The organism is Fodinibius halophilus (genome assembly GCF_011059105.1).
GTDB classification, from domain to species: Bacteria; Bacteroidota; Rhodothermia; order Balneolales; family Balneolaceae; genus Fodinibius; species Fodinibius halophilus.
This window is the reverse complement of sequence record NZ_JAALLS010000002.1, coordinates 129,667-155,614: the sequence shown is the minus strand read 5'-3', so window position 1 is coordinate 155,614 and position 25,948 is coordinate 129,667. Positions and strand designations below refer to the sequence as shown.

Sequence of the window (25,948 nt, the reverse complement as noted above, 5' to 3'; positions counted from 1 at the left end):
ATTATACTATGGCAACCTTAGTAATACCTACACCACTGAGAAAATACACGAACCAAAATCGCACTTTTGAGACCTCAAAAAGCACCTTATCTGACGCTATTGATGATTTTGTAAATGAATATCCCGATGTGCAAGAGAACCTGCTGGATGAAGACGGAAATGTTCGTTCTTACATCAAATTGTACATTGGAAACGATGAAGTGAATCCCCAAAATAACGGTGGAATTTCATTGGATGAAAATACGGAAGTGAGTATTGTACCGGCAATAGCAGGCGGTACTCCAAAAATATAAAAGATTTAAAACTGAAAACACTGTTATGAGTAGTTTAGAAGAGATTGAATTTTCGAGCAAAGAGCTGGGCCACTACAGCCGACACCTTTCTATTCCGGAATTTGGGATGGAAGGCCAAAAGAAACTAAAAGCTGCCAAAGTACTGGCCGTTGGTACCGGTGGACTTGGCGCGCCGATGCTGCAATACCTGGCTGCTGCAGGAGTAGGAACCATTGGTATTGTAGATTTTGATACCGTGGAAGCCAGCAATCTGCACCGACAGGTACTTTTTGGAGCTTCCGATGTGGGACGCTCCAAAGTAGAAGTTGCTAAAGAACGCTTATTAGCAAACAACCCGTATATCGATATTGAAATACACAACGTTCGTCTTACCAGCGAAAACGCTCTGGATATCATCAAAGAGTATGATGTGGTGGCTGACGGGACGGATAATTTCCCAACCCGATACTTGATTAATGATGCGTGCGTGATGCTTAACAAGCCCAATGTCCACGGATCTATCTTCCAGTTTGAAGGTCAGCTTTCGGTGTTTAACTATAAGGATGAGGAAGGCGTGCTTGGCCCCAATTATCGTGATCTCTTTCCAGAGCCTCCACCTCCCGGCCTGGTACCCAGTTGCGCCGAAGCGGGGGTACTCGGTGTACTTCCGGGTATTATAGGAAGCCTGCAAGCCAGCGAAGTAATCAAGATTATCACCGGCATTGGTCAGCCACTTGCGGGTGAGCTCTTTCTTTTTGATGCTCAAGATTTTAGTACGCGTAAAGTAAAGGTTACCAAGAACACCGATAACCCACTGCGAGGAGAAAATCCGGAAATTACCGAACTTATAGACTACCAGGAATTCTGCGGTATTCCATCTGCCGAGGAAGAAAAAGAAGAAAGTGAGGTGCCCGAAGTAAGTGTGAAAGAGTACAAATCATGGGTGGAGTCGGATGAAGATGTTCAACTCATTGACGTACGCGAACCTCATGAAGTCGAAATTGCTGAAATTGGCGGTACTCTTATCCCTTTAAAGGAAGTAACGGAAAATGCCGAACAAATAAGTCGGGATAAAAAGGTAGTGGTACACTGCCGAAGCGGCCAACGTAGTGCTGATGCCATTAAGAAACTACAAGAAGAATATGGCTTCGATAACCTATATAATCTTAAAGGTGGTATTCTGGCGTGGTCAGAAGAAATTGATGATAGCATTCCGCAATACTAATTTCAGCTGATGCTAACTAAGTGAACTTAGTGCCTTAGGAGTCAGTTTGCAGTGGACAGTGATCAGTATCTTGCACTCTATAAAACAGCCGTAACTACCTTTCTGCATCAATAATTTTTACTGATGTAGCGATCACACTATACTCTTTTTGAGGCCCTTCCACTTTGGGGGTATCTTCACCGGCATCTTTAGCATAGTGTTTAGCCTTTTGTTCAGAAAGCTCGTTAACCTGGAATGTACCTACAAGCTTTGCTTCTTTACCCGTACTATTTGTGGGTACGAAAAAGCTATAATCCTTGAACTTGATTCGAACATCTCCATTTTGGGCTCCGAGCATAAAGAAACAACCCTTCTTTTGGCACACCTTCTTTATGGTCCCCCCAGTCGTAACCTGTTGGCCTTTGTAGTCAGCACTTTTAGCAATAAGCCGTTCTAGACCTGTAACTTCCATGCCTTGAGGAAATTCATCTCCAAAAACCTCATAATTATCACCTTGTTCAACAGGTGCCGATAAACGAATAACTTTCTCTTGGGCAAATCCAATATTAGCAACAAAAAGAAACCCTAATATTACAAGAAATATATTTTTCATTGTCCTACCTATTTTATCTTAAAATAACGGAGCAATAATGCTACAAACTTCTTCGAGCATTTCCCGATGTTCGTTAGTTAACGAATCTTTTGTATGCGAGTCAATATCTAATTCTGCTACAAACTCACCATCTTTTTTAACCGGAACCACAATCTCTGCTTTTACGTGAACACTGCAAGCCAGATAATTATCCTCTTCACTTACATCTTGTACTACAAAAGTCTCATTGGTTTCAGCTGCTTGTCCACAAATACCTTTCCCGAAAGGGATACGGGTATGATCGGTTTCTTCTCCTACGTAGGGTCCGAGCACCAACTCGCGATCAGCATTGGGGTCAACCAGGTAGAAACCCACCCAGTCAAAAACTCCCACCTCATCAGCTAAATATTTACAGATATCTCCCAACTTTTCGTCCTGCACTTTGTTGGGGTTATCAACCGTTTTCTTTATCTGGCTTAACAAAACTCTGTATTCCTGGAATATCGACGTGTCCATTCTTATCAATAATTATAACCATGCTTTTTATTTGATCCCCAAAACTAAGGTTAAATTAACCCTAAAAAAAATCATAGTTAAATATTTAAAAACAATTACTTCTTCAGCATCTCTTTCCTATCTTAACGGCTTATGTTTGAAGATATACTCAGCCAAAGCGATTTCTTTACTACGTACTTATCTGGTTCGGTCACCCTTTTCTTTGCGGCCTTTACCTCTATTATTTCGGTAGCTAACCCACTGGCAGCCATGCCGGTATTTCTATCACTTACGGAAGGTAATAAAGATGTGGAACGAATTTCTACAGCGAAAAAATCCTCTTTCTACATGTTTGCCATTCTTATCATCTTTTTGCTGGCCGGGACCTATATCATGAGTTTCTTTGGCATTAGCCTGCCGGGCATTCGTATTGCCGGGGGACTTATTATTCTGCGCGCCGCTTATGCTATGCTCAACCCCGACCATTCTGAGCGGAAAATTTCGGAAGAGGCACAAGAGGCTGCTAAAGACAAGCAGGATATTTCTTTTAGTCCCATGGCTATGCCCATGCTCTCGGGTCCGGGAAGCATAGCCGTCGTTATTGGTCTGGCCTCACAAGCAGAGGGTATTATGGATCTGCTTATTATTAGCGTGGCGATATTATTGGTAGCATTACTGGCCTATATCGTCTTACGATTGGCCCCTTTTTCTGCACGATATATCGGCCCTACCGGCATGAACGCAATCACCCGAATGATGGGGTTTATTGCTATGGCAATTGGAGTGCAGTTTATACTGAATGGAATTTCGAAATTCTTTGGAGTGTGAACAAAAAGAGAACATTCCTTATTGCCGATCCATAATTACACGTAGCCCATCCAACGTCAACATCGGGTCAACAACATCAAAATAGTCGGTATAGGAACCTACTTTTTCCGAAAGACCACCTGTTGCTACTACTTTGGAATTACCGGATTCGAACTGCTCATTCATACGGTCAATAAGCCCTTCTATCATACAAAGGTGCCCCAACACCATTCCAGACTGCATCGCTTTTATCGTATTACTGCCAATTACATTTTCAGGGGGCTCCATTGGAATTTGAGATAACTGAGCCGCCTTTCCTACCAATGCATCAATGGTCACCTTCAGGCCCGCACAAATAGATCCGCCAATAAGTTCTCCTGGCTTTCGAACCCCCATTAGCGTGGTTGCAGTTCCAAAATCCACGACAATACAATCATCCTTAAAAAGCTCATATGCCCCAACAGCATCAGCAAGCAAGTCTGCTCCAACGCTTTGGGGACTTTCCGTACTCACCGTAATCCCCGTGTCAATATCATTATTAAGCACTACCGTATCGATACTCACACGGCTGGCAAACACCTCTTCAATTGTTTGGGTAAGCTGAGGTACTACACTTGAAATAATAATACGGTTTAGCTGACTGTAAGCAAGGCCTACCTCGTTGAACAGGCTGTGGAATAATACCCCGTATTCATCCGCTGTTTTACTGTCATCGGTTTGAATTCGCCATTGATATTTCCAATCGCCATTCTGTGAGGCCCCTATTACAATATTACTATTACCAATATCCAGAGCTAAGAGCATAGCGTTCTACTGTATTTATCATTATTTGAGACTAAAATAGCTTGCCTTTGGTCTACTTCAAAATTTGTATAATTCCTTTAACTATGTATTATTTCAATACTCATTAAATGATATAACTGTTTCCGTATGAGAGCCGGCGATCAACTATTACGATTATTTTCATATGACATGTGGGCCAATGAACAGATATTGCTCACTATTCAAGAAAATATCCCTTTTGAAGGCGATGAAGAGTGTATCCATTCTTTTGCCCATATTGTTGGAGCTCAAGAACTATGGTATGCTCGCATTACAGGGGCAACACAAGATCAACTTGAAGTCTGGCCTGAACATCCCTTGCCTGTTGCACTTCAAAAACTGAAAACGCTCTCAGCGAACTGGAACAGACTTATTGATTCTAACCAATCAGAGCTCGATCGTCCTATCTCTTATAAAAATTCCAGCGGTACACCTTTCGAGACCATGCTTTCCGATATTCTGCATCATATTATCATTCACGGCCAACACCACCGGGCACAAATTGCCAAAATGTTACGAAATGCAAAAATTGACCCTCCCGGCACCGATTTCATCTTTTTTAGCCGTGCAAATTGATATATTCGCTTCGTTATCATCCCAATAAAAATATACATGAGGTTCCGTTCTGAAACTCCTTGAACAATTTTTATCCGATTTCTCAAGCTTTATGTGGGGAATGCCACTAGTTTATTTATTAGTGGGGGGCGGGCTTTTCTTCCTGCTCTATTCTCGATTTGCCCCTTTTAAATATTTTAAGCATGCATTAAATATCCTTCGAGGTAAGTATGATGATCCCGATGATCCTGGCGATATCAATCACTTCGAGGCATTGGCCAGTGCGCTGGCTGCCACTGTAGGCATGGGCAACATTAGCGGCGTGGCCGTAGCTATTTTCATGGGTGGGCCCGGCGCCCTCTTTTGGATGTGGGTTAGTGCTTTTGTTGGTATGGCCACCAAATTTTTTACCTGTACCCTGGCCATTATGTACCGAGGAGAAGATACAGCAGGTAAAGTACAGGGCGGCCCCATGTATGTAATCCGCGAAGGACTCGAAAAAAGATGGGGGGGCAACTGGACGTATCTTTTTAAACCATTGGCCGGGCTATTTGCTTTAGCAGGCATTTTTGGTCCTTTGCCAATTTTCCAAGCCAATCAACTTACACAAATTCTGCGCGACAGTATTTATATCCCGCAGGGCTGGGTCACGGCAAATGCCCACATGGGCGGTGATCTTATCACCGGTATCGTACTTGTAATCATTGTTTCTATTGTAATTTTCGGCGGTATTACCCGCATCGGCAAAGTAACAGCACGTGTAGTTCCTGCAATGGTTGTCATTTATGTGGGTTGCGTAATCGCCATTTTAGCATCACATATCACCGAGATTCCTCATTACCTCGGGCTCATTGTCACGGATGCCTTTAATGCTAATCATGTTAGACCAAGTGCTATTAATGGTGATGCTATGTTCGGAGGTATTGTTGGATCGCTCATTGTCATTGGAATCCAACGCGGAGTATTTTCTAATGAAGCGGGCTTGGGTACCGAAGCACTAGCCCACGGCGCGGCTAAAACCAAAGAGCCCGTTCGAGAAGGACTTGTTGCTATGCTCGGTCCTGCGATCGATACTATCATAACCTGTACCATGACTGCCCTAGCTATTTTGGTTACCGGCGTCTGGAAATCCAGCGAAGCCAACGGCGTAACACTCACCCTAAATGCTTTTAACGAAGCCCTCCCAACCGTTGGAACATACTTACTGGTAATCTGTGTCGTCTTCTTTGCCATTAGTTCAATGCTTACCTACTCCTATTACGGCACAAAATGCCTGGGGTACTTGATAGGGGCTAAATACCAGCACTTGTACAATTACTTTTATGTAGGCTCCATCATATTTGGGTCTATCGCCTCCATCGGTGCGGTAATAGATCTTATTGATGGCATGTTTGCACTTATGGCGATCCCCACCATGATATCGGCTGTGTTACTTGCTCCCAAAGTAAAAGAAGCCGCACAAAGTTACTTCTCTCGCATAGAGACATTTAAAACATTTGACTAACGAACAGTTTGCCGATATAGATATTTGCCATTTTGAAGGAGATGGCTTCGGGAAAATCATTTTCCCGGAGTCCAATCCTTTAACTATATATTAGAGGGCTTTGCAAAACCTTTGATTTCGTCATTCTGAACTTGTCTAAGAATCTCCAGTATCCATCTGCTGCCGTTGAAAGGGAGTTCCTTCATTACATTCAGGATGACTGCCTGGTTTTGCAAAGGTCCCTATTAGATAAAATTAGGTCCTTTTAAGATAGTAACATCGGCCTCCATATCTCGCCTCGCACAACAAAATCGCTTCTTTACAGTATCTTCATATTAAAAATAATTACCTCTACTAAGCCTTTTCGATATATCTATTCATTTTAAAGCTAAGAATTAATCGCCTCTCCGCTAATACCTTAATTAATTAGGTGTCAGCCAGCTACCTGTTAAACCTTTCTATTTCTCATTATTTCATACTATTAGCAAAACCTTTTCCCCACTGCCTCCGTATTTTTAAGTGCATTAAAAATGGAGACAAACACTCCACAACAAAATCCAAAAATTCTAAAAAATACTATGAAATCAATCAAAGGATTAATCCTGTTACTAAGCATGTCTGCAATGGCATTTACCAGTATCAACGATAGTCCTACCTCCAAAGAAATCAAGGATAATATTTTCACTGCCATCCGCAGTATTGACTACACCAGTATCAATATACTGTTAGCAGATGGTACAGATATCGATACCGTAGACCAACAAGGGAATACCCCCTTAATGGTTGCTGCCAAAATAGGTAACCCTCGAATTTTGAACATTATTTTTTCTCACAACCCTGAAATAAATAATTATAATAATGAAGGTTTAACCGCGTTAATGATAGCAGCAAAGACAGGACAGTTTAGTACGGTCCAAAAACTTGTTAGACGTGGTGCAAATATTTCTCATACCGACCAAGATGGTAAAACAGCGTTAACATTTGCCTCAAAGTATGGTCACAAAAAGATTGTAACATTTTTGAAAAAAAGACGAATACTAACACCGTATTCAAAGTAACTTTCTAAGCATAGGTAATCTCTATTACCTATTTTACCCCGACGCCTAGTAACCCGTCGGGGTTTTTTATTTTAGGTATGTAATGATGGTCCGAATGCGTTATATTTTAGAAAATTAGCATTTGGACCACTTTTTTATGGCAGATCTCATTCTCGGCATAGATCCCGGCTCCAGAAATACGGGCTATGCTATCCTTACAGAACAAGACGGCAAACTGGTTTCGCTGCGTTGCGATGTGTTGAAAATGGCACATATGGATGACCATGCCGATCGCCTGCAATTCATTTTTGAAGAAGTATCCAACATCATTTCCTCCTTTGGACCAACTTCATGTGCCGTAGAAACCCCTATTTATGGGGTAGATCCTCTGGCAATGCTCAAATTGGGGCGGGCCCAGGCTGCCGCCATGCTAGCCATCACCAACAACAATATTCAGGTGTCGGAATATTACCCCAAGCAGGTAAAAAAATCGATTACCGGTAATGGCAACGCCAGTAAAAAGCAGGTTGCCTTTATGCTTCGAAAGATGGTTACACTGCCCAACGAAAAGCTATCAAAAGATGCGACTGATGCCCTTGCTGTTGCTTGGTGTCACCTTATGAAACAAAACAGCATTCCGGGCACGAGTCCTAAGTCAAGTAAAAAACGGCATCAAAATAATAGTAAATCTAGCTGGGAAAGCTTTGTTGCTAATAATCCCGACCGAATAAGTTCATAGACGATACACTACCACACTATTTATGATTGCATATCTCAAAGGATCTATCAAAGCGAAAACCGACGAACAACTAATTATTGACGTTCGTGATGTAGGATACGCGCTCGAAATCTCATCCCAAACCCTGGAAAAACTACCCGCCGAAGGTGAAGAAGTAGAACTACTCGTTTATCATCATATTACCGATAACGACCAACGGCTTTTTGGGTTTTTGGGTCAGAATGAGAAAGATCTTTTTGAGCTCTTAATTACGGTTAAAGGCGTAGGCCCCAAACTGGGGCTCACGATCCTTTCAGGTCTTCCGGCCCAAGAAATTACGGGAGCCATTGTCCAAAAAGACAAATCGGCGCTCTCCCAAATTAAAGGCATAGGCAAAAAAACAGCCGAACGTATGATCTTGGAGCTCAAAGATAAAATGTCTGAAATGGTTGACGCTACCTACCAGCCAAGTAGTGGCTCCAATATAGCAGGCAATGTGAAAGATGAAGCCGTATCAGCTCTTCAATCACTGGGCTTCAAAAAGCGTGATGCCGAAGAATCCGTTGAGCTGGCAGCCCAAAAAGGATCTATTGACGGGGATGTGCAAAAGTTGGTTAAAAAAGCCTTATCCCAGATGGACAAATAACTGAAAATATAGCGTTTTTCTCCCTGGATTTGCCGGTGCAAATTGCTTCTACTAATTCCTCCAGTATTTGGGAATAAAAATTACAAAAAGTGTAAACAGTTCAAGGCGCCCGGCCCACATCAAAAAGACCATCACAGTTTTTGATAGCGGCGAAAAGGCAAGATAATTATTCATTGGTCCCACAATCCCAAACCCCGGACCAATATTTCCTATACAAGCCGCAGATGCACTCATTATCTCCAGAGTATCCAGCTCAAGACCAATGCGGTAGGATTCAATTTCTATAATAAGAGCCCCTACCAGAAAGGTGAATATATACAGCATGATCATTATTGTTACGCGTCGCGCCGTTTTATTTTTAATGATGTTTTTGCCAACTCGAATAGATTGAACTGCACGCGGATAAATGGTCGTAAAGAGCTGTTTAAAAAACGTTTTTATGGTCACAATCCAGCGGAAAACCTTAATTCCACCCCCGGTACTCCCGGCGCATCCGCCAATAAACATCATCATAAATAACAGCGTTTTTGCCATCGAATTCCATGTATTAAAATCATGGCTCGCATATCCGGCCGTAGTAACAACCGTCAACACCTGAAACAAGCTATGGCGTATGGCATCCTGTGGCTGCTCAAAAGTATTCCCCAAAGTCATCACAAATATTATTCCTGCTGTAAAAAGGAGGATAAAGCTGTAAAAGAGAAATTCGGTATCTCGATACAGTTTCCGGGGGTTCCCGGTAAACGCTCTCCACGTCAAGGCATAGTTGACCCCTGCGATAAACATGAATGGAATAATTATCCATTGCACTGTTGATGAAAAAGCAGCAATACTTTCAGCTTCAGGTGAAAAACCACCGGTAGGCATCGTTGTTAGCGCGTGGGCTACTGCATTATAAAGGTCCATTTCGGGGGAGAGCCCAATTAGGTGAGATCCATAAAGCAAAATGCCAAGTGTTATCGTAAGGATAACATAGAGCAACCATAAAATTCTTGCCGTTTCAACAATGCGTGGTGTAATCCGATCGAACTGCGTACCCGGGGCTTCTGCCTCTATTAATTCTGATCCACCTACAGATAATCGAGGCAAAATAGCTATCCCGAGGACTATTATCCCCATACCGCCAAGCCACTGCGTAATTTGACGCCAAAGCATAATTTCAGGGCTATGGGTATCAAATGAAATGGAAGCCATGACGGTGGCCCCTGTAGTTGTAAAACCGCTCATGCTTTCAAACAAGGCATTAATGGGAAGAGCCACCGTTCCTGCTCCGGCCAGCAAATAGGGAAGCCCGCCAACCAGCGTTACTCCTAACCACGTTAGTGATACCAACAAAAAAGTTTCCCGCAATCCCAGCTTGGGATTGGTATCAAGTCGTTCCAACAGAAATCCTACTATTAATGACGCCCCAATGGGAATCAGAAAAACCAACGGATTTTCACGGCCAAACAAGGAATAGATAAATGGCACACTAAGTGGTACCGAAAGCCACTTTAAAATAGCCCCAAACAGGCTCAAAACACATAAAATATCAACCTGTTTTCTCATAGCTTTTCTATCATATCTTCGGCCTCACCGGTTGTCAGAATAACTAACCGGTCCCCCAATTTTATAGATGTATCTGCGGTGGGAATAATAGAATGGTTTTGGCGGAGCATTGCTCCAACAGCAAAAGGTTGGTCAAAGCTTTTTTCCAATTCGTTAATAGTTTTATCTAACACTTGGCTTTCTGCATCAATTTTAATTTCAAAGACCTCCCCACTTTCATGTTCCAGCTCTGTTAAGTTTCCTATATAACTATCTTGTATATAGTTAGTTATACTGGAAGCAACTACTTCTCTGGGATGAACTACACGGGTAATATCCAACGACTCAAAAAGCGATAAATACTGATATTCGTGAACAAGACTTACCAATCGCGTGGTTTCATATTCTTGACCTATCAAGGTTACCAATGCATTTGTAGCGTCATCATCGGTACAAACCAATAGTATATCAGATTGAGGGATATTTTCTTCCTCCCAAACCGAACGTTCGGTTATATCGGCCTGTAGCACCATGGCCTGGGACAGGTGTTCAGAAAGAAACTGTGCTCGGTCGGGATCCTTTTCAAAAATACGAATACTCAATGGAGTATCTTCCAATAATAGCGCCGTTTGGTAACCGATATCACCACCGCCGAGGATATCAAACGTATCTTGCACCGGCTTCATCTCTTTCGATGCTATTGATATTCCAAAGTTATCTACTTTTTGGGGCGGCCCAAATACCGTAATACGATCCCCTTCTTCAAAAGTGGTATCCATTGAAACTAAGCTAAAATTACTGTCCCGGAAAACCCCAACAATGTTAATTTCCGGATATTTCTCACACTGCTGAACTGTTTTACCAATCAGTTCACTGTCACTTTCTAATCTAAACTCTGACATTTTAACTTTTCGCTGACAATACAACTCTTCGTTTATTGATTCTTGCCGAGTAGATTGGAACCAGAGAAGCTCTGTAATTTGCTTTGCTGTTAAGTTTGATCGGTCAATCATCGCATCAATACCAAACGCGCCCTCTCTCGTATCCCAGATATTAGCAAACGATGGATCAGATACACGGGCGATTGTAAAACAATCAGTAAGAAGTTTAGCCATACTTCCAATAAGAACATTGGTATGATCTTCGGAGGTCGTTGACAGCACAATTTCTGCTTCTTCTATTCCCGCTGATTGCAACACTTCTTCCTCGAGCCCATTACCGGCAGTCACATCAACTTCAAAAGGTATGCGATCCAGGCTACTGGCATTTTTGTCGACCATTGAGATCTCATGGTTATCAATGAGATCTTCCATCACACTCATTCCCACCTGTCCTGCACCAACAATTAGTATCTTCATAAGATATAGTTTGTACCATTGATAGATCTATGAAACTAATAATTAATCGATTGCTCCGTCAAAATTAAATAATGAGAATAATATCCCATAAATTGATCAACCCAAAATTATAAAAGCTCCATTTTCCCAAAAGAAATAACAATTATTTAACAGCCTTGGGGTTTAATTTAAGATAAGGGCTTCGTAATTTGGCAGACAAATTTTCGGAACACTACAATATCTCAGCGAAACATTCCAATAAACCTTTTGCCCGTGTCTGACAAACAAACCATCCTTGTTGTTGATGATGAACAGGACCTCCTCGACCTAATAGAATACAATCTCCAAAAAGAAGGCTTCAATGTACTAAAAGCAGAAAATGGGCTGGAAGGTATCGAAATGGCCAGAGAGCACAATCCTAACCTCATGCTGCTCGATATAATGATGCCTAAAATGGATGGGCTGGAAGTGGTGGAAAAAATACGTAATGATAGCAAGTTACAGCATATCCCTATCATCTTTCTTACGGCCCGTGGCGATGAAAAAACAGAGGTGGAAGGTCTCGATAAAGGCGGTGATGATTATATCACGAAACCCATTAGTACTACAAAGCTGATCTCACGTATTAAGGCCGTTTTACGACGTTTTGAAGAGACCGAAACGATGACCGATAAAATAGAGGTCCACGATATTGTCATCGATAAAGATCGCTATATTGTTACACAGGGTGAAGACGAGCACCAGCTGCCGCGAAAAGAATTTGAACTGCTTTATTACCTGGCCAGCCGTAAAGGCAAAGTGATGGATCGCCAAACCCTGCTCAACCATGTATGGGGCAACAATGTTTATGTTGTAGACCGCACGGTAGATGTGCACGTTCGAAAGATTCGGGAAAAACTTGGGAAAAAATATATTGAAACTGTAAAAGGTGTGGGATATCGCTTTAAAGAATGAAAAGGAATCCTTTCAAAAAATCTTCGCGTCTGGCTTTTCGAGGTGGACTGTTCTCCTCTCTTATATTAGGAACACTTACCGCTGCCGGTTGCCTGCTTCTGTCTAACATGTGGTGGGGATACTCGCTTTTAACCGGTGGAGCGCTGGCTATTATTTGCTGCACCACTGTCTATCTGGTGATCTATAGGCTGCAGTTTTCACGTTTAGAAACTCTCAATGAGATTAACCGCAATATCGCCCGTAAACGGTTTCGTGATTACGAAGATCTCAGAACCGGGGGGCATGATGAGCTTGACTATCTCATTAAACAATCCATTAGAGCCAGTAAAACGGTAGAACGTGAAATTCAACGCCTCAATAGAATAGAAAATTACCGAAAAGAGTTCATTGGGGATATTTCTCACGAATTAAAGACCCCTATCTTTGCCATCCAGGGTTTTATTGAAACCCTGCTTAATGGGGCTATTGAAGACGATAATGTAAACAGAAAGTTTCTGAAAAAGGCGATGAGAAATGTGAACCGGCTCACCTTTCTCACCAAAGATCTGATGGAGATTTCAAAGCTAGAAACAGGGGAGTTAAAGTCGGAAATTCAGGATATCTACCTGCGAGATGTGATTCTTGACGTCGTCGAGAGCTTGCAATATAAAGCCAATAAAGAAGAAATTAAGCTCCAGGTTGAAGAAATTCCCAAAAACCTACTTGTTACCGCCGACCATAACCAGATCAAACAGGTGCTTATCAACCTGGTTGAAAATGCTATTAAATATAACAAACCCGATGGTAGCGTTACAGTTGGGGTTAAACCCTACTCGCAAGACGAAAGTCGCGTGCTGGTATACGTAGAAGATACTGGAATTGGTATTAATCAGCAGTATATTGACAGGGTCACAGAGCGTTTCTTTCGAGTAGATAAATCTCGATCTCGCGGAAAAGGCGGAACCGGACTCGGCCTGGCTATTGTTAAGCATATTATGGAGGCCCATGATGAGGAATTTTTCATTGAAAGTACTCCCAATGTAGGCTCAACATTTAGCTTTACGCTCACGAAAGTAGATAATAGCGGTCCTGCCGCCACGAGCCCTAAAGAATAACTACTGAATAATGAACAACCTTAAAACAGAGGCTATTTTTTTAGTTACCGGCCTAATTGCAGCTGCCGGCGCTAACAAAGAGCATGCTACTCTTAAACTGGCTCATTCTCTGGTAGAAGAAGATCAATATATAGCGGCTATATATACCGCCGAAAAAATTATAGAACACTATCCTGAGAGCTTTTATGCCGAATCTGCACGTAAGCTAATTGAAGTCATTCGGCACGATTATCTTGATCAAACATATCATTTTAACTGAGTTTTCCAGGAATTGTGCTTTTCAATATTGCCAGAATTATCCCTACTTTTGTGCATTAATAATTCACTCAAATAAATCATTGAATAATGCTCCATGCCGTAGTTATGGCCGGCGGATCCGGCACACGCTTTTGGCCCCGAAGTACTGAACAACATCCCAAACAGTTTTTGAATATTTTTGGGGATCGTACAATGCTACAATCCACAGTTGAACGGATTGAAGCACTCGTACCAGCTGAACGGGTATGGGTCATCACCAATGATAAATATGTGGATTTAGTACAAAAACAACTGCCCGATCTACCTACCGAAAATATCGTGGGTGAACCGGTAGGCCGTAATACCGCGCCATGCGTTGCCGCTGCAGCTACCTTAATTGAAGACCGTGACCCAGAGGCAACTATGGTCGTTCTTCCTGCTGATCACCTTATCAGCGATACAGATACTTTTTTATCCATCCTCAAATCTGCAGAATCTAAAGCCGCTGACAGCAATGCATTAGTAACTATAGGTATTAAACCCGACAGACCTGAAACCGGCTACGGTTATGTTGAATATGATGAAGAGCATTCTGAATCCCACGGAGACCACGAAGTAAAAAAAGTAGCACAGTTTCGTGAAAAACCAGACCGGGAAACAGCGGAACAATTTATAAAAGCCGGTAACTTTTTATGGAACAGCGGCATGTTTGTTTGGCAGGCCTCTACTATTCTTGAAGAGTTTTCTGAACACCTTCCCGAAATCAACCAGGAAATAGAAAAGCTCCGTTCTTCTCTAACAACGGGATCCCAAAAAGACGCTGTCGACAAGTTTTACCATGCTTGCCCTTCTATCTCTATTGATTATGGGATTATGGAACGTTCTAAATCGGTATTTGTAGTACCCGGGTCATTTGGCTGGAACGACGTTGGTAGCTGGAGAGCCGTCTATGACCTACGCTCTAAAGACGAAAATGGTAATGTCATAGAAACAGATCATGCTACATTTGCACATTCCAAAAACAACCTAATCCACAGCAACAGTGATAAGATGATTGCCCTAATCGGGGTTGAAAACATTGCTGTCGTAGAAACTGATACTGCAATTATGGTGTGCAATCTTGATGATTCTCAAGGCATCAAAGATGTTGTTAACTATATGCGCAAAAATGACCATCTCAAAAAGTTTGTTTGACGGAACAAACCGGCAAACAATGCATATAAATATTTCTTCTTTAAGTAACCCATCACTCTAACATCGAATCGGGGATAGCTGCTGAGTACCTTTCGAATACTGGAAGCACAATATTCCTGCACCTAATATTTACTGTTTAATGAAGACTCAACCCAAGCGTATCACTGCTAACGATCTACCTATAACCTTAACTGATCTGAAAGTGATCAACCAGTCCAATATACTGATGTATATTGCCAAGTTTGTCTTTTACATCGCTATCATCTTTTTAGTTGTCGGTATTGGAACTCTTCTATTTGGCCCCAGTTCACTGCGGGTAGGAATTTCAGGACCCACCTTTACCGAATTTGTACTCCTCAATCCCGGCCCAATTACCAGTATAGGGGCTGGATTAACCTTCATCGGCAATTTATTGGATGCACAATCAATGAAATGCCTGGAAAAATATGTTGAGGAAAATTATGTCTTATATAATAACCATGGTAATCCTGCCAAAGAAGCTGTAATTGGCCTAGACTGTGAAGACGGAAACAAGCTTGTATTAAGTTATCTGCCTATAGATAATACAGAAGAGGAAAAGATAGCAGCACAAAGAACGAGCTAACCTATCTCTTACCTTGCCAAAAAAATCTAATTTTCTATATCTCAATTGTCAACTGATCATAGGCCAGTTTTACGTGATCAGGTAATCGTTCATTGGTCTCTTGGTGGTTGACATAAGAGTTCATATGGATAAGATAGGTTTGAGGAATATCCAACTCATCAGCCATATCCACAGCTTCAGGTATTGTCAGATGGGTTGGATGTTCTGGCTTCCACCGCAATCCGCTTAGCACCATCACTTCCGAACCCCGAACCAATTCTTTTGTTTTTTCCGGCATCTCTTTCACATCTGTTAGGTAGGATATGTTATTTAACCTATATCCTAACACATCGACCTTCCCGTGTATAGCCGGCAATGGGGTTATATCGACATCCCGAAACGTCATTGGTTGGTGTACTTCCACAAGATCAATATCAGTTGCCCCGGGATATCGATCTGGACCAAACATATAATCAAACCTACTTCGAATGGCCTCCAAACAAGTTGCACTACCATATACGGGAATTTTTTGCTCTTGCTTATAACAAAACGGGCGCAAGTCATCGAGTCCCGCAATATGGTCCATATGCTCATGGGTAATTAGCACAAGATCTATCTGAGATAGTCCAGACCGTATCGTTTGCAATCTAAATTCCGGGCCTGTGTCAATAACTATTGACGATTTCTCCGTTTTTACCCAGGCCGAACAACGCCATCTTATATTTCGCGGATCTCCATCAATATGCTCCTTGCCAAAACCACCGGCTATGGGTACTCCCATTGATGTGCCTGTGCCCAAAAAAGTAAATTTCATTATTCCAGCTCGATATCCAGTTCTTCGATTTCACTGTCTTTAAATTCATCAAAACGATCCCACAACTCTTCAAGTTGTTTACGTACTACCGGTTTAATATATATATCCTGTAAGTTTTTACCTTTAAGTACACGAGCCAACAGCCCCACTTGCTGCTGAGGGGGCTTTTTCTTGTTTAACACAACAAGCATTTCACCTTCCATCACACAAGAATCGCCTCTGAAAGTCCCCTTCTCCTTGCGGATGGTGTACCCCGCCTGTTTTACCAGTTTTTCGAGTTCTAGTAGTAGATTTTCCGTTTTCATATCACTTATTCTAAAAGGTGAAGCCTATCTCAATATTATGACCTCTAATCTTATAGTCATATACATTTTGATCAATATCGTAACTTCTATAAAAATATTTATATCCAATACTTAATCCGCTATCTCCGAATAACCGATCAAAATAAAGCTGACCATTCAGGGCAACAGATGCATATGAACCACCGTCAGAGCCTGCAGAAGCGAATCCGAACCCATAACTTGGAATTCCCCCTATATGAATTCTAAGCTTGTCCATCGGTCGTAATAACAGCTTAGGCCCTACCCCTGCAGCCAGGCTTCCAAAACGAAAAGAATTAAACCGGGGATAATAGTTTTCACTATTGGTCATATTCACAAACCTCGAGGAAATACGAACAGGTAATAGCAAAGATAATTTTTCTGACTTATATAGATCCAGAAAAACATTCAGATCCCCACCTGCATCAAAATACGATGCGTGTTCCAGTCCTGTTATTCCACCACCGCTTCCTATTCTAAAATTCACAAATCGATTTTTATACCCTGCTCTTAGAATAGTGCCCGTAAATTCAAATTGCCCCCCGCTATTTAAGCTGGCAGGGCCGGAATAAGAAACATCAATCGATTCTAAGCCCACATATATTATTGTACTGGGGATATTAAAGCGGGGTTCTTCCTCTCCCACAGAAAACATCTGCGCCCTGACTATTGCAGGCATCACAAACAATGATATTAATACAAAAACTATTATCGTTATATTGGAGGCAACTATTTTTGTACTTCGGGAATTCTTTGGTGTATAATCACATTTCATATATATAGCCTATTAAAACAGTTCTTTACAAATGAAAACCTTTTTATACCTAATATTACTATCGGTAATGACTATACCAACAAATATAACAGTTGATACTATTTACGACTTCAAACCTACAAACATTAATGGAAAAGAAACATCCCTAAATAAGTTTAAAGGAGATGTTCTGCTTATTGTTAATACCGCCTCGGAGTGTGGATATACTCCGCAATATGAGGGTCTTCAGGCGTTACAGGAAAAATATAATAAGAAAGGCTTTAATGTTTTAGGATTTCCTGCAAATAACTTCGGTGGACAAGAACCGGGAACGGATAAGCAAATTAAAAAGTTTTGTAAGGTGAACTATGATGTGAGTTTCCCAATGTTCTCTAAAATATCAGTAAAAGGAAAAGATCAGCACCCGCTTTTCGATTATTTAACTTCTGCTCAGAATCCAGACTTTACGGGTGCAATTAAATGGAATTTTGAAAAATTCTTGATCAGTAAAGATGGCAAATTACTCCATCGTTTTCGAAGCGATGTTGAACCCGAAAGCGATGAACTGACAAATGCCATAGAAAACGCTTTGAACCAATAATGTGATGTATCCCTAATACATCCCATCACCATCCCGACGGAGGGCCGCAACTGATACTTGCGGCTCTCCTTTTTATTTAGTTCAATAAATGAGAAACAAGAAGAAATTTTGGTATACGTACTTCAATTTTCTCTCCATCCTCACGCTTCATGGTATAATGCCCTTGCATGCTCCCTTCAAAAGATTTCAGCACACAAAAACTGTTATAGCTATGTGAATCATTAGGTTGAATTACCGGTTGTACCCCAATAACACCGTCGCCACTAATTTCATGGTCTTTACCTTTTGAATCTTCAATTTCCCAGTATCTACTCACTAATTGTACAGGCTCATCACCCATATTTTTTATTTCAATAAAATACGCAAATACGTGCTTATGCGCTATAGGGTTAGATTCTTCTTCTAAATATACAGGTTTTACTTCAACACTGACATCATGCGAAACTTCTACAAATTTTGGCTGATACATAATAACTAATCTTTAATTAAGCTTTCATTGTAACCATATTCCTTTAGCCAACTAAAAACTCAAAAAAGGTCAAATATTACTTGACATGTGGCACTAAAGGTTCTTATATTTGGGCTCTCGTTTGGTCCGGTAGTTCAGCTGGTTAGAACGCCTGCCTGTCACGCAGGAGGTCGCGAGTTCGAATCTCGTCCGGATCGCTCTTTAAAGCCTCTAGCTCCTCGGAGTTAGAGGCTTTAACTTTTGCTACCAGGGCTCCCCTTACTTACAAACTGTTAGGGACCTACCCATTTCTCGAGCCTTTTTTAATTACTCACTAACCTCCGTCACTTCTGTGAGCAAACTAACTATCTATGGTTATTATCGGCTCTGATCTGGTCATTCTTAAATATGTTATGAAATAACTGACCAGAGGTAGTATATAATGAAATTATTATGCCAGCCTCCTCGGAATTCTTGCTACATCGCTCGGTTTAATAACATTATTTGATATTTTACCAAGCGATACTCTCTACCAACCTAGTTTTAAAATCCCTTTTTATTCCTAAATAACGACCTTTTTAGTTGATTAATACCTCTTCAAAAGCTTCTAACGTAGAAGCATCTCAAGTTTAATCTTTTTTTTGAGTTACCGATATCACCTTTTATCACTGGAATAAAAGCCGGGAAATATTTTCCGACAGTCGGATTTGAATTCTCAAACCCTTGTGATACCATTCTCTCATGCCCCCCTTTATAATTTTTTGACTTTATAGAAAAGAGTTCATAAATTACACTAAAGAAACCAAAATAGTTTCCAAAATGAACAATACAAAAGAACGAATATTAAACAAGGTTCGTGAACTCTTCTTTAAACGAGGATTCAGCAAAGTAACCATGGATGAACTGGCTTCGGAGCTGGGAATGAGCAAAAAAACGCTCTATAACCATTTTAGCAGTAAATCGGAGATGCTGGAACTGGTTATAAAAGATCTAAAACATGAATTAAGCTCCGGCGTTGACCGAATTTTAGTAGATGATAGTCTTAACTTTATTGAAAAACTGAGCTCTATACTCTCTTTTATTGCCAGTAAATTATCTGGTATGGAAGCCACTTTTATTTCGGACTTAAAACGTACTTCCCCTGCTCTAAGCCGAGAACTGGATGAATATAAAAAAGAGGCTGCCTTCGGCCGGTTTAATGCTCTACTCGATGAAGGTATCCAAAAGGGATATGTTCGCCAGGATATCGACCGAAGTATGGCTGTTTTATTATATGCCTCCATCATTGAATGGGTAATGAATCCTGCCAACACCCAACAAATTCCGGATGAAGTAAAAGCACAGCTACCCTATAAATCTACCGATATGTTTCGCGGGATGGTTGAAGTTATGCTAAATGGAATTCTTACAGATAACTCATAATTTTTTTATAATATGGAAACTAAAAAAACGTATATAGTTTACTTAGTAATATTGATACTTACTGCCCTCTCGGCTACCTCGCAGGCGCAGAACTTAGCCGTACACGGTGAGCTTAAACAGCTTGTACACGATGCCGTGGAGTCTTCACAGGCAGTACAAATGAAAGAAAACGAGGCCAATATTGCAGAGAACAACCGAAAAAAAGCTTATCAAACTTATTTACCTACCCTGGATATCACGGGTAGCTTTACTCATTTAAATGAAGAGATCCGCTTTCCCGACAATCTGGAAACTCTGCTTGTTGGTACCCAGAAGCTGCTGATTAAGGAACAGATGGGGTTAGGGTTTAATACTCCTCTCCCGCCGTCAGTTCCCGTTAAAGAGGTTGCCCCCATTCAAGAACAGGATATCTTTAAAGCTACCTTGCAAGCTGATATGGTTGTCTTCAGTGGGCTCAAAGTTCCTTTCCTGGCTAAAGCTGCCGAGCACCAGCGAAACGCATACCATGCATTAAGCAATGCAAAAAAGTCAGCAGTTATACGTCAAACCTTGCAGGCCTACCAAAGCCTGGCATTGATCAGGGAATCCGAAAAGGTCTTAGATAAAAGCCAAACACGTCTTAATGAACAAAAACGATATGTTAATAAGGCTATTGAAAATGGGTTAACTACCGACCTTGCAAAATCCCGCATTCAACTGGCAGAACAGAAGCTGGAGGAAAAGAATATTGAACTGGATACCAAACGAGAGCTGGTACTTTCGCTTTTGCAACAGCTTACCGGTAATAACAAAACCCAGCTTGAGCAGTTAAATCCCAGGCTTGAAGAATGGTCTGTGGGTAGATTACAGCTTTCAGCTAAACACCGACCGGAACTCCAAGCTCTGCAAGAGGCCCAAAGAGCCACCGAGTTCAAGAAAAAGTCGGTGTATAGCAACTTCTTACCCAAGGTAAAAATATTCGGTCGAAAAGAATTATACGAAGATGACTTATCGATACTGGACCCCAAATGGATGGTGGGTGTAGGCCTGCAGTGGAATATCTTTGATGGACTTAAACGCTCGCGGGATCTGCAAAATGCCAAGATAGAGGTATTGAACAGTCGATTAAAGAAAGACCTGGTAAGCGAAAAGCTGGAACTTAACCTTACCAAAGAATCGCTGGCGCTGAGCAAGGCCAAACAGAAGATGCAAGTAGCTCAAAAGCAACTCCATACTTCGAAAAAGACCTACACCATCAATCGCAAGCAATATAAAGTGGGCTTGTCCTCACAGAAAGATTTCCTGGATGCAGAAAGTGATCTGCAAAAGGCAGAACTTGGCTACAGTCAATCCCTGTTCAATCACAACATGGCTGTGGTTAACTACCTGGTAGCAGGTGGAAAATTGAACTCACTCTTCGGTATTAATAACGATCGTAATTAAAACAGATAAAGGTTTAACTATGAATATTCGCAATAACATATTAGCACTTACAGTATTGATGCTTCTGGTCTCGGCTTGTGGAAATACCGAACAAGAAGCTCTTCAAGGAAAATTTAAACGGGAAACATTAGAGCTGACTACCAAAGTACCGGGGCGAATCATTGAGCTGAAGGTAGAAGAAGGCGATGTCGTGCATAAAGGTGATACACTGGCCGTTTTAGACATCCCGGAAGTTGAAGCCAAGCTACAGCAAGCAGAAGGCGCTTGGCTGTCGGCCAAATCACAACACGACATGGCTGTTAACGGCGCTACATCAGAACAAAAGGAACAGGTTGATGCAGTTTATCAAGCAGCAAAAGAACAGTTTGAATTCCTTAAAAAGACAATGCAGCGTATGAGTGAGATGTATAATGACTCACTGATTTCTGCTCAAAAGTATGACGAAGTCATGGCCAAATTTAAGGGGGCAAAGGCACAATACGAACAAGCCCGAGCCAAAAAGGAAGAAGTGCTGGTCGGTGTACGAACGGAAAAGGTGCGTATAACAAGAGGACAGCTTAATCGTGCCGAAGGAGCTCTTGAAGAGGCCACCATCGCCTACGACGAACGCTATATTGTGGCCCCGGCCACGATGGATATCCAAACGATTTCGCTGGATGAGGGCGAGTTAGCATTAGCGGGCTATAGTATCTTTACCGGTTATCGTCTTAAGGCCCCCTACCTACGTTTTACCGTAGCTGAAAGTAAGCTTGGCAACTTCAAAACCGGCACTAGTTATAATGTAAAAGATCCTTACACCGAGAAACAGTTCACTGCTAAGCTGGTTAGCGTAAAACAACTGGCAGCCTATGCTAATAAGACCAGTTCCTATCCTAATTATTCTTTGGGTGAAGCAGTTTATGAATTAAAAATGATCCCTGCTTCAACTGAACAGCTTAACGATATATACACCAATACGACTATACTTCTTAACCAATAGTATCATGAATATTTTCAGCAAGTTATTTAAACGTGAACTGAAGCTGTTTTTCTCGAACAGCGTAGCAGTATTCATCTTTTTTGCTGCTCCCATCGGTTACGCATTAATGGTTGGTAGTACATATATGCAGGGCAAACTCACCAACCTGGAGGTTATTGTAGTAGATGCTGACAATACTCCGTTAAGCAACAAAATGATTGATGCCTTGGATGACAACCAATACCTAGACGTAGCGGAAGTGCAATACCTGCAAAAAGAGGTAGAGCAAAAAGTAGTGGAAAATGATTATGTTGCTGCTATTTATATTCCTGATGAATTTGAGGGTAATATTCTGCAAAAGCGCCAGCCCGAAGTAAATGTCGAACTTAACGGCAGCAATATGGTATCGGGTAATTATGCCTCTTCGGGAATACAAAAGGTACTGGGGACCCTCAACGCAGGTATTGAAATCGAATCCATGAAAAAACAAGGACTGCCCGAAGCTACAGCGAAAACGCAGTTTCAGCCATTTAATGTAACGGTTAATCGCTTTTACAACCCTGCCAATAATTATCTTCAGTTTATTTGGCCGGGAATTATGGGTGCGGTTATGCAGCAAGTCATACTTATTGTGATGGCGTTAAGCTTTGCCATGGAGTTTGAAAATGAAAGCTTCCGGAAGCTGGTTAAACTTTCTGATTCTCCCACATTCCTCATCTTTATCAAAAGCCTGCCTATTATGGTGCTCACCTTTTTAATGTGGGGACTGGTGTATTATGGATTTTATCCCCTATTCAAGGTAATGCTTCCTGCTGCTATGCTTAGTAACTGGATATTGGTATTCCTGTTCACTCTTGCCAATGTGTTTCTGGGAATCTTGGTCAGTATCTGCTTTCCCTCCCAGCTCAAAGCAACTGAAATATTGATGGCCATCTCTATGCCCAGCTTTATTCTAAGTGGTTTTACCTGGCCGCTCAATGGCATGCCGGAATGGGTCGTTACCTATGTTTCAAACCTCATTCCACTTACCCATTTCCTTAAGGCCTACCGCAAACTGGAATTAATGGGTGCTTCACTGGGCAATGTGATGCAGCAGTTTTGGGTATTGATTATAATGTGTGTGGTCCTGTTTGTGCTGTCCTACTTTGCATTACAATACCGCATACGAAGACATCATAAAACGTAAAAATCCATAATCCGGGGGTATAACCAACCCTCGGATTTTCCCCTCTTTTCTACAAGCTATATTTGTCCTTAGCCCAACTGCTAACCCAATATGTCAACTTTATATTTTCTGTATTTCTAACGGGAGCTTAATATCAATATGATTTGGGTCAATAGATATCTAAAAATATTTTGATTACCGAAAGCGGTAAGGCCCCGTATTTAAAAATTTACGTGCATTATTGTTTACTATTTCTTTCATTACGCTTTATATGAACTACAAATCTCAGATCTGCTAACATTCATCAACGGATCGTAAACAATGGACAAAGACGAACTGCTAAATAATAGGGTTTCAGTTAAGGAAGAAGCCCTCAAAAAAGTCCGCTACTGGCTTGACTATGAAAAGCATACATGGATTCTGGGTGGAGCTATCGGGTTCATGCCTTAGGGGGATCGTTTTTATGATCTTAACCGTGTTAGCTTTGGTTTTTACACCCTATATGTTATGGCAACTATTTCGCGCTAAATGGTATTCTGCTATTTACACTTTTGGGTTCTTCGTATTACTACCCGTTGCAATATACCTAACAGTAGACATCGAAAATATTATTATTACTTATTCACTGATTTCTTTAGCCTATCTTAATTTTTATATCTATACCTGGATGTTAAGCCATTTCATCAAAACCAAGCTCTCTGATATCTCTTTTAGTAAGACTATTTAACATTCATTGACCTATCAAAATAGATGGCTTAACTTTCTAATACTACATCCTTCACTGCGCTATAGTACCCTTTAAAGGTTCCCGTATCATATCTTTTTAATTCATCATCAAGAGGCAGTCCCCAAAACTGCCCGCCCTTCTTAATTATATGACGAATAGCGGTTGTTATTTGCCGCTCCCCTTTATCATCTTCATCAATTTCTTTTAGGGCTTTGAAAATATGTTGATCCAATACATAACGACCTACTGCAGCCCAGCAACTTTCTACTGTCCCATTCTTCGGCTTCTCGATTATGTCCCGAAGCCTAACGGGAATGTTTATTTCTAAACTTCCTTCAGACATCACTACGCCCCTACTGCTTCGCTCTTCTTTAGGAATTTTATATACGCCTATCACCTCATCTGCCTCTTTTTCATTCTTGAGCTCCAATAGCTGTTGTATATAATCTGATTTTCCTTCTCCCCAAATAGGCGCATCTGCAAATGAGACTAAGAACGATTCCCCTCCCACAAACTCTTCTGCACTTAACACGGCCCCTCCGGGCCCAGACTCGGTATCATCAATAATGATTTGTATTTGAGACCATTCTCTAAAATATTTGAAAATAGCCGTTTGGTTAGACTTTGCTATCACTGCTATCTCTTTAATTGATGTTTGTAACAGTTCATCAACGATATGATGCAGAACCGGCTTTTTACCCAATGGAAGCATAGCTTTAGGCAGATAACTAGTGATAGGTGATAACCGACTACCCCTGCCGGCGGCCGGTATTACAGCCTTCTTTATCCTCTCCATATCTACTTATTGTTTGATAATTGGAATTATTTTTATCTCGTTATCAGCAATGGAATTTATAAATAACAAATAAATATCCATTACACAGGAATGAACAACAAGACCCTACTGGATCAGTATATCCCCATAACCAATTGGGGACGTGACTATAACGTTTCGTACTTAAAAAAGATCTTGGGTTGGCTAACATGGTCGGATCTGTTTTTAATGTTTACCCGGTTGCCGACAGCTTTTTCATAACTGCCGTCAATGAACAAAATCAAGCCCAAACAAGTATATCTTTACTATTCAGTGCTAGCCTTGGCTTGGGCATTTTAGAGGGAATTGGAATCGGAGTAATTATTTCTTTTTGCATTGTTATCCACCACAGCAGCTATCCAAATATCGTAATTCTAGGTCGCCTGCCTGATACTGATCACTATAGAGACCTTGAACGCCATCCGGAAGGACTAACACAAACAAATATGATCATCGTTCGCATCGACGCCTCTCTATACTTCCCAATATTCCTTATAGGAAATAAAAGCTCAAAGAACTGGAAATTGAAAACGGTAAGAATCTGGACCATGTAATCATTAATGCTATTGGCATTAATAAAGTTGATACCAGTGCCCTTCATGCTTTAAAAGAACTTACTGATGAATATCAGCGTTGAGACATTGATCTGCTATTTACTGGTGTTAAAGGCCTGGTACGTGATATTTCTCAAAGGTCCGGCCTCAAGGATCTAGTCGGCCCCGAACAGTTTTACCTCAATATTAACCACGGGGTTGATAGCCTTGAAGAAGAAGAATCTCACTTCGTTTAAAAATGGAGAGCAAACAAAAATTCCGGGCAACTAAACATTTAGCGATAAAACCCTTATTTTAGGAGACTCCCTGTACGGGTTCTTTTGGATTGAGGAGAAACAAATACCCTATCTGAGCTCTTATTAGAGCATAACAACAATAACACTTAATAA

The 25,948-nt window shown here is 41.2% G+C and carries 31 protein-coding genes and 1 tRNA gene; 21 read left to right on the top strand and 11 right to left on the bottom strand.

Going from position 1 to position 25,948, the window contains the following annotated elements; genetic code table 11:
* Positions 1-8: 8 nt before the first annotated feature.
* Positions 9-293: a MoaD/ThiS family protein gene (locus G3569_RS02380; protein ID WP_165265707.1), complete on the top strand. Its 285-nt coding sequence runs from the start codon at positions 9-11 to the stop codon at positions 291-293.
* A 25-nt stretch (positions 294-318) separates the two neighbouring features.
* The gene (gene moeB / locus G3569_RS02375) at positions 319-1,497 is read left to right on the top strand and encodes a molybdopterin-synthase adenylyltransferase MoeB (protein WP_165265705.1); all 1,179 of its coding nucleotides are present in this window, start codon (positions 319-321) and stop codon (positions 1,495-1,497) included.
* Positions 1,498-1,591: 94 nt separating this feature from the next.
* Here the strand turns inward: moeB and G3569_RS02370 are convergent, their stop codons facing one another.
* Together G3569_RS02370 and G3569_RS02365 are read right to left on the bottom strand one after the other, a co-directional pair.
* Positions 1,592-2,089 carry a DUF4920 domain-containing protein gene (locus G3569_RS02370; protein ID WP_165265703.1) on the bottom strand — a complete coding sequence of 166 codons (498 nt, stop codon included), beginning with the start codon at positions 2,087-2,089 and terminating at the stop codon, positions 1,592-1,594.
* Positions 2,090-2,107: 18 nt separating this feature from the next.
* The gene (locus G3569_RS02365; RefSeq protein WP_165265701.1) at positions 2,108-2,584 is read right to left on the bottom strand and encodes a GAF domain-containing protein; all 477 of its coding nucleotides are present in this window, start codon (positions 2,582-2,584) and stop codon (positions 2,108-2,110) included.
* Between the two features lie 132 nt (positions 2,585-2,716).
* On the opposite strand from G3569_RS02365, the gene G3569_RS02360 reads away from it, so the two are divergent.
* The gene (locus G3569_RS02360) at positions 2,717-3,391 is read left to right on the top strand and encodes a MarC family NAAT transporter (RefSeq protein ID WP_165265699.1); all 675 of its coding nucleotides are present in this window, start codon (positions 2,717-2,719) and stop codon (positions 3,389-3,391) included.
* A gap of 18 nt (positions 3,392-3,409) precedes the next feature.
* Here G3569_RS02360 and G3569_RS02355 read toward each other — a convergent pair whose 3' ends face one another.
* Positions 3,410-4,174 carry a type III pantothenate kinase gene (locus tag G3569_RS02355; protein ID WP_165265697.1) on the bottom strand — a complete coding sequence of 255 codons (765 nt, stop codon included), beginning with the start codon at positions 4,172-4,174 and terminating at the stop codon, positions 3,410-3,412.
* Positions 4,175-4,300: 126 nt separating this feature from the next.
* Between G3569_RS02355 and G3569_RS02350 the strand changes: the two genes are divergently transcribed.
* Both G3569_RS02350 and G3569_RS02345 read left to right on the top strand, forming a co-directional pair.
* Positions 4,301-4,768, top strand: a complete 468-nt coding sequence (locus G3569_RS02350) for a DinB family protein (protein WP_165265695.1) — start codon at positions 4,301-4,303, stop codon at positions 4,766-4,768.
* Between the two features lie 49 nt (positions 4,769-4,817).
* Positions 4,818-6,251 (top strand): alanine/glycine:cation symporter family protein, encoded by a 1,434-nt coding sequence (locus tag G3569_RS02345; protein ID WP_491523259.1) that lies wholly within the window; start codon positions 4,818-4,820, stop codon positions 6,249-6,251.
* A gap of 83 nt (positions 6,252-6,334) precedes the next feature.
* On the opposite strand, the gene G3569_RS18690 is transcribed toward G3569_RS02345, so the two are convergent.
* Positions 6,335-6,466 carry a hypothetical protein gene (locus G3569_RS18690; protein WP_276611283.1) on the bottom strand — a complete coding sequence of 44 codons (132 nt, stop codon included), beginning with the start codon at positions 6,464-6,466 and terminating at the stop codon, positions 6,335-6,337.
* A gap of 342 nt (positions 6,467-6,808) precedes the next feature.
* On the opposite strand from G3569_RS18690, the gene G3569_RS02340 reads away from it, so the two are divergent.
* From G3569_RS02340 to ruvA, 3 genes are all read left to right on the top strand, one after another.
* Positions 6,809-7,288 carry an ankyrin repeat domain-containing protein gene (locus G3569_RS02340; RefSeq protein WP_165265691.1) on the top strand — a complete coding sequence of 160 codons (480 nt, stop codon included), beginning with the start codon at positions 6,809-6,811 and terminating at the stop codon, positions 7,286-7,288.
* 136 nt (positions 7,289-7,424) lie between these two features.
* The gene (ruvC, locus tag G3569_RS02335; RefSeq protein ID WP_165265689.1) at positions 7,425-8,006 is read left to right on the top strand and encodes a crossover junction endodeoxyribonuclease RuvC; all 582 of its coding nucleotides are present in this window, start codon (positions 7,425-7,427) and stop codon (positions 8,004-8,006) included.
* Between the two features lie 22 nt (positions 8,007-8,028).
* Entirely contained in the window at positions 8,029-8,631 is a 603-nt protein-coding gene (ruvA, locus tag G3569_RS02330; RefSeq protein WP_165265688.1) for a Holliday junction branch migration protein RuvA, read from the top strand.
* A 51-nt stretch (positions 8,632-8,682) separates the two neighbouring features.
* On the opposite strand, the gene G3569_RS02325 is transcribed toward ruvA, so the two are convergent.
* Positions 8,683-10,179, bottom strand: coding sequence for a TrkH family potassium uptake protein (locus G3569_RS02325; protein ID WP_165265687.1), 1,497 nt, complete (start codon positions 10,177-10,179; stop codon positions 8,683-8,685).
* Positions 10,176-11,516 carry a Trk system potassium transporter TrkA gene (gene trkA, locus G3569_RS02320; RefSeq protein ID WP_165265686.1) on the bottom strand — a complete coding sequence of 447 codons (1,341 nt, stop codon included), beginning with the start codon at positions 11,514-11,516 and terminating at the stop codon, positions 10,176-10,178. The genes G3569_RS02325 and trkA overlap by 4 nt, the downstream gene beginning before the upstream one ends.
* 252 nt (positions 11,517-11,768) lie before the next feature.
* Here trkA and G3569_RS02315 point away from each other — a divergent pair, with 252 nt between their 5' ends.
* The 5 genes from G3569_RS02315 (at position 11,769) to G3569_RS02295 (ending at position 15,578) form a co-directional block, all read left to right on the top strand.
* The gene (locus G3569_RS02315) at positions 11,769-12,449 is read left to right on the top strand and encodes a response regulator transcription factor (RefSeq protein ID WP_165265685.1); all 681 of its coding nucleotides are present in this window, start codon (positions 11,769-11,771) and stop codon (positions 12,447-12,449) included.
* A complete protein-coding gene (locus tag G3569_RS02310) occupies positions 12,446-13,543 on the top strand; it encodes a sensor histidine kinase (RefSeq protein ID WP_165265684.1) in 1,098 nt (365 codons plus the stop codon). Before G3569_RS02315 ends, G3569_RS02310 begins: the two co-directional genes overlap by 4 nt.
* 10 nt (positions 13,544-13,553) lie before the next feature.
* Positions 13,554-13,802: a tetratricopeptide repeat protein gene (locus tag G3569_RS02305; RefSeq protein ID WP_165265683.1), complete on the top strand. Its 249-nt coding sequence runs from the start codon at positions 13,554-13,556 to the stop codon at positions 13,800-13,802.
* An 86-nt stretch (positions 13,803-13,888) separates the two neighbouring features.
* Positions 13,889-14,974: a mannose-1-phosphate guanylyltransferase gene (locus G3569_RS02300; RefSeq protein WP_165265682.1), complete on the top strand. Its 1,086-nt coding sequence runs from the start codon at positions 13,889-13,891 to the stop codon at positions 14,972-14,974.
* A gap of 139 nt (positions 14,975-15,113) precedes the next feature.
* Positions 15,114-15,578, top strand: coding sequence for a hypothetical protein (locus G3569_RS02295; RefSeq protein WP_165265681.1), 465 nt, complete (start codon positions 15,114-15,116; stop codon positions 15,576-15,578).
* 34 nt (positions 15,579-15,612) lie between these two features.
* Here G3569_RS02295 and G3569_RS02290 read toward each other — a convergent pair whose 3' ends face one another.
* From G3569_RS02290 to G3569_RS02280, 3 genes are read right to left on the bottom strand one after another with little or no spacing between them, the layout of a single operon-like run.
* Positions 15,613-16,371: an MBL fold metallo-hydrolase gene (locus G3569_RS02290; protein WP_165265680.1), complete on the bottom strand. Its 759-nt coding sequence runs from the start codon at positions 16,369-16,371 to the stop codon at positions 15,613-15,615.
* On the bottom strand, positions 16,371-16,676 hold the full coding sequence (locus G3569_RS02285; protein WP_165265678.1) for a hypothetical protein: 306 nt from the start codon (positions 16,674-16,676) through the stop codon (positions 16,371-16,373). Before G3569_RS02285 ends, G3569_RS02290 begins: the two co-directional genes overlap by 1 nt.
* Before the next feature lie 10 nt (positions 16,677-16,686).
* The gene (locus tag G3569_RS02280; RefSeq protein ID WP_165265676.1) at positions 16,687-17,373 is read right to left on the bottom strand and encodes a hypothetical protein; all 687 of its coding nucleotides are present in this window, start codon (positions 17,371-17,373) and stop codon (positions 16,687-16,689) included.
* Between the two features lie 127 nt (positions 17,374-17,500).
* Between G3569_RS02280 and G3569_RS02275 the strand changes: the two genes are divergently transcribed.
* On the top strand, positions 17,501-18,049 hold the full coding sequence (locus G3569_RS02275; RefSeq protein ID WP_165265674.1) for a glutathione peroxidase: 549 nt from the start codon (positions 17,501-17,503) through the stop codon (positions 18,047-18,049).
* 76 nt (positions 18,050-18,125) lie between these two features.
* Here the strand turns inward: G3569_RS02275 and apaG are convergent, their stop codons facing one another.
* A complete protein-coding gene (gene apaG / locus G3569_RS02270) occupies positions 18,126-18,518 on the bottom strand; it encodes a Co2+/Mg2+ efflux protein ApaG (RefSeq protein ID WP_165265672.1) in 393 nt (130 codons plus the stop codon).
* Between the two features lie 123 nt (positions 18,519-18,641).
* Between apaG and G3569_RS02265 the strand changes: the two genes are divergently transcribed.
* The 6 genes from G3569_RS02265 to G3569_RS18685 all read left to right on the top strand — a co-directional run bounded on the left by G3569_RS02265 (position 18,642) and on the right by G3569_RS18685 (position 23,914).
* Positions 18,642-18,715 (top strand) — tRNA-Asp (locus G3569_RS02265).
* A 601-nt stretch (positions 18,716-19,316) separates the two neighbouring features.
* Positions 19,317-19,919: a TetR/AcrR family transcriptional regulator gene (locus G3569_RS02260; RefSeq protein WP_165265670.1), complete on the top strand. Its 603-nt coding sequence runs from the start codon at positions 19,317-19,319 to the stop codon at positions 19,917-19,919.
* A 12-nt stretch (positions 19,920-19,931) separates the two neighbouring features.
* Positions 19,932-21,341 (top strand): TolC family protein, encoded by a 1,410-nt coding sequence (locus G3569_RS02255; RefSeq protein ID WP_165265668.1) that lies wholly within the window; start codon positions 19,932-19,934, stop codon positions 21,339-21,341.
* 19 nt (positions 21,342-21,360) lie between these two features.
* Entirely contained in the window at positions 21,361-22,320 is a 960-nt protein-coding gene (locus G3569_RS02250) for an HlyD family secretion protein (RefSeq protein ID WP_165265666.1), read from the top strand.
* A gap of 4 nt (positions 22,321-22,324) precedes the next feature.
* Complete coding sequence (locus tag G3569_RS02245) at positions 22,325-23,485, top strand: ABC transporter permease (RefSeq protein ID WP_165265664.1); 1,161 nt, start codon at positions 22,325-22,327, stop codon at positions 23,483-23,485.
* Between the two features lie 300 nt (positions 23,486-23,785).
* Positions 23,786-23,914: a hypothetical protein gene (locus G3569_RS18685; RefSeq protein ID WP_276611281.1), complete on the top strand. Its 129-nt coding sequence runs from the start codon at positions 23,786-23,788 to the stop codon at positions 23,912-23,914.
* Positions 23,915-24,219: 305 nt separating this feature from the next.
* Here the strand turns inward: G3569_RS18685 and G3569_RS02240 are convergent, their stop codons facing one another.
* The gene (locus G3569_RS02240; RefSeq protein WP_165265662.1) at positions 24,220-24,987 is read right to left on the bottom strand and encodes a sugar phosphate nucleotidyltransferase; all 768 of its coding nucleotides are present in this window, start codon (positions 24,985-24,987) and stop codon (positions 24,220-24,222) included.
* 179 nt (positions 24,988-25,166) lie between these two features.
* Between G3569_RS02240 and G3569_RS02235 the strand changes: the two genes are divergently transcribed.
* A complete protein-coding gene (locus G3569_RS02235; protein WP_165265660.1) occupies positions 25,167-25,559 on the top strand; it encodes a hypothetical protein in 393 nt (130 codons plus the stop codon).
* Positions 25,560-25,948: the final 389 nt, after the last annotated feature.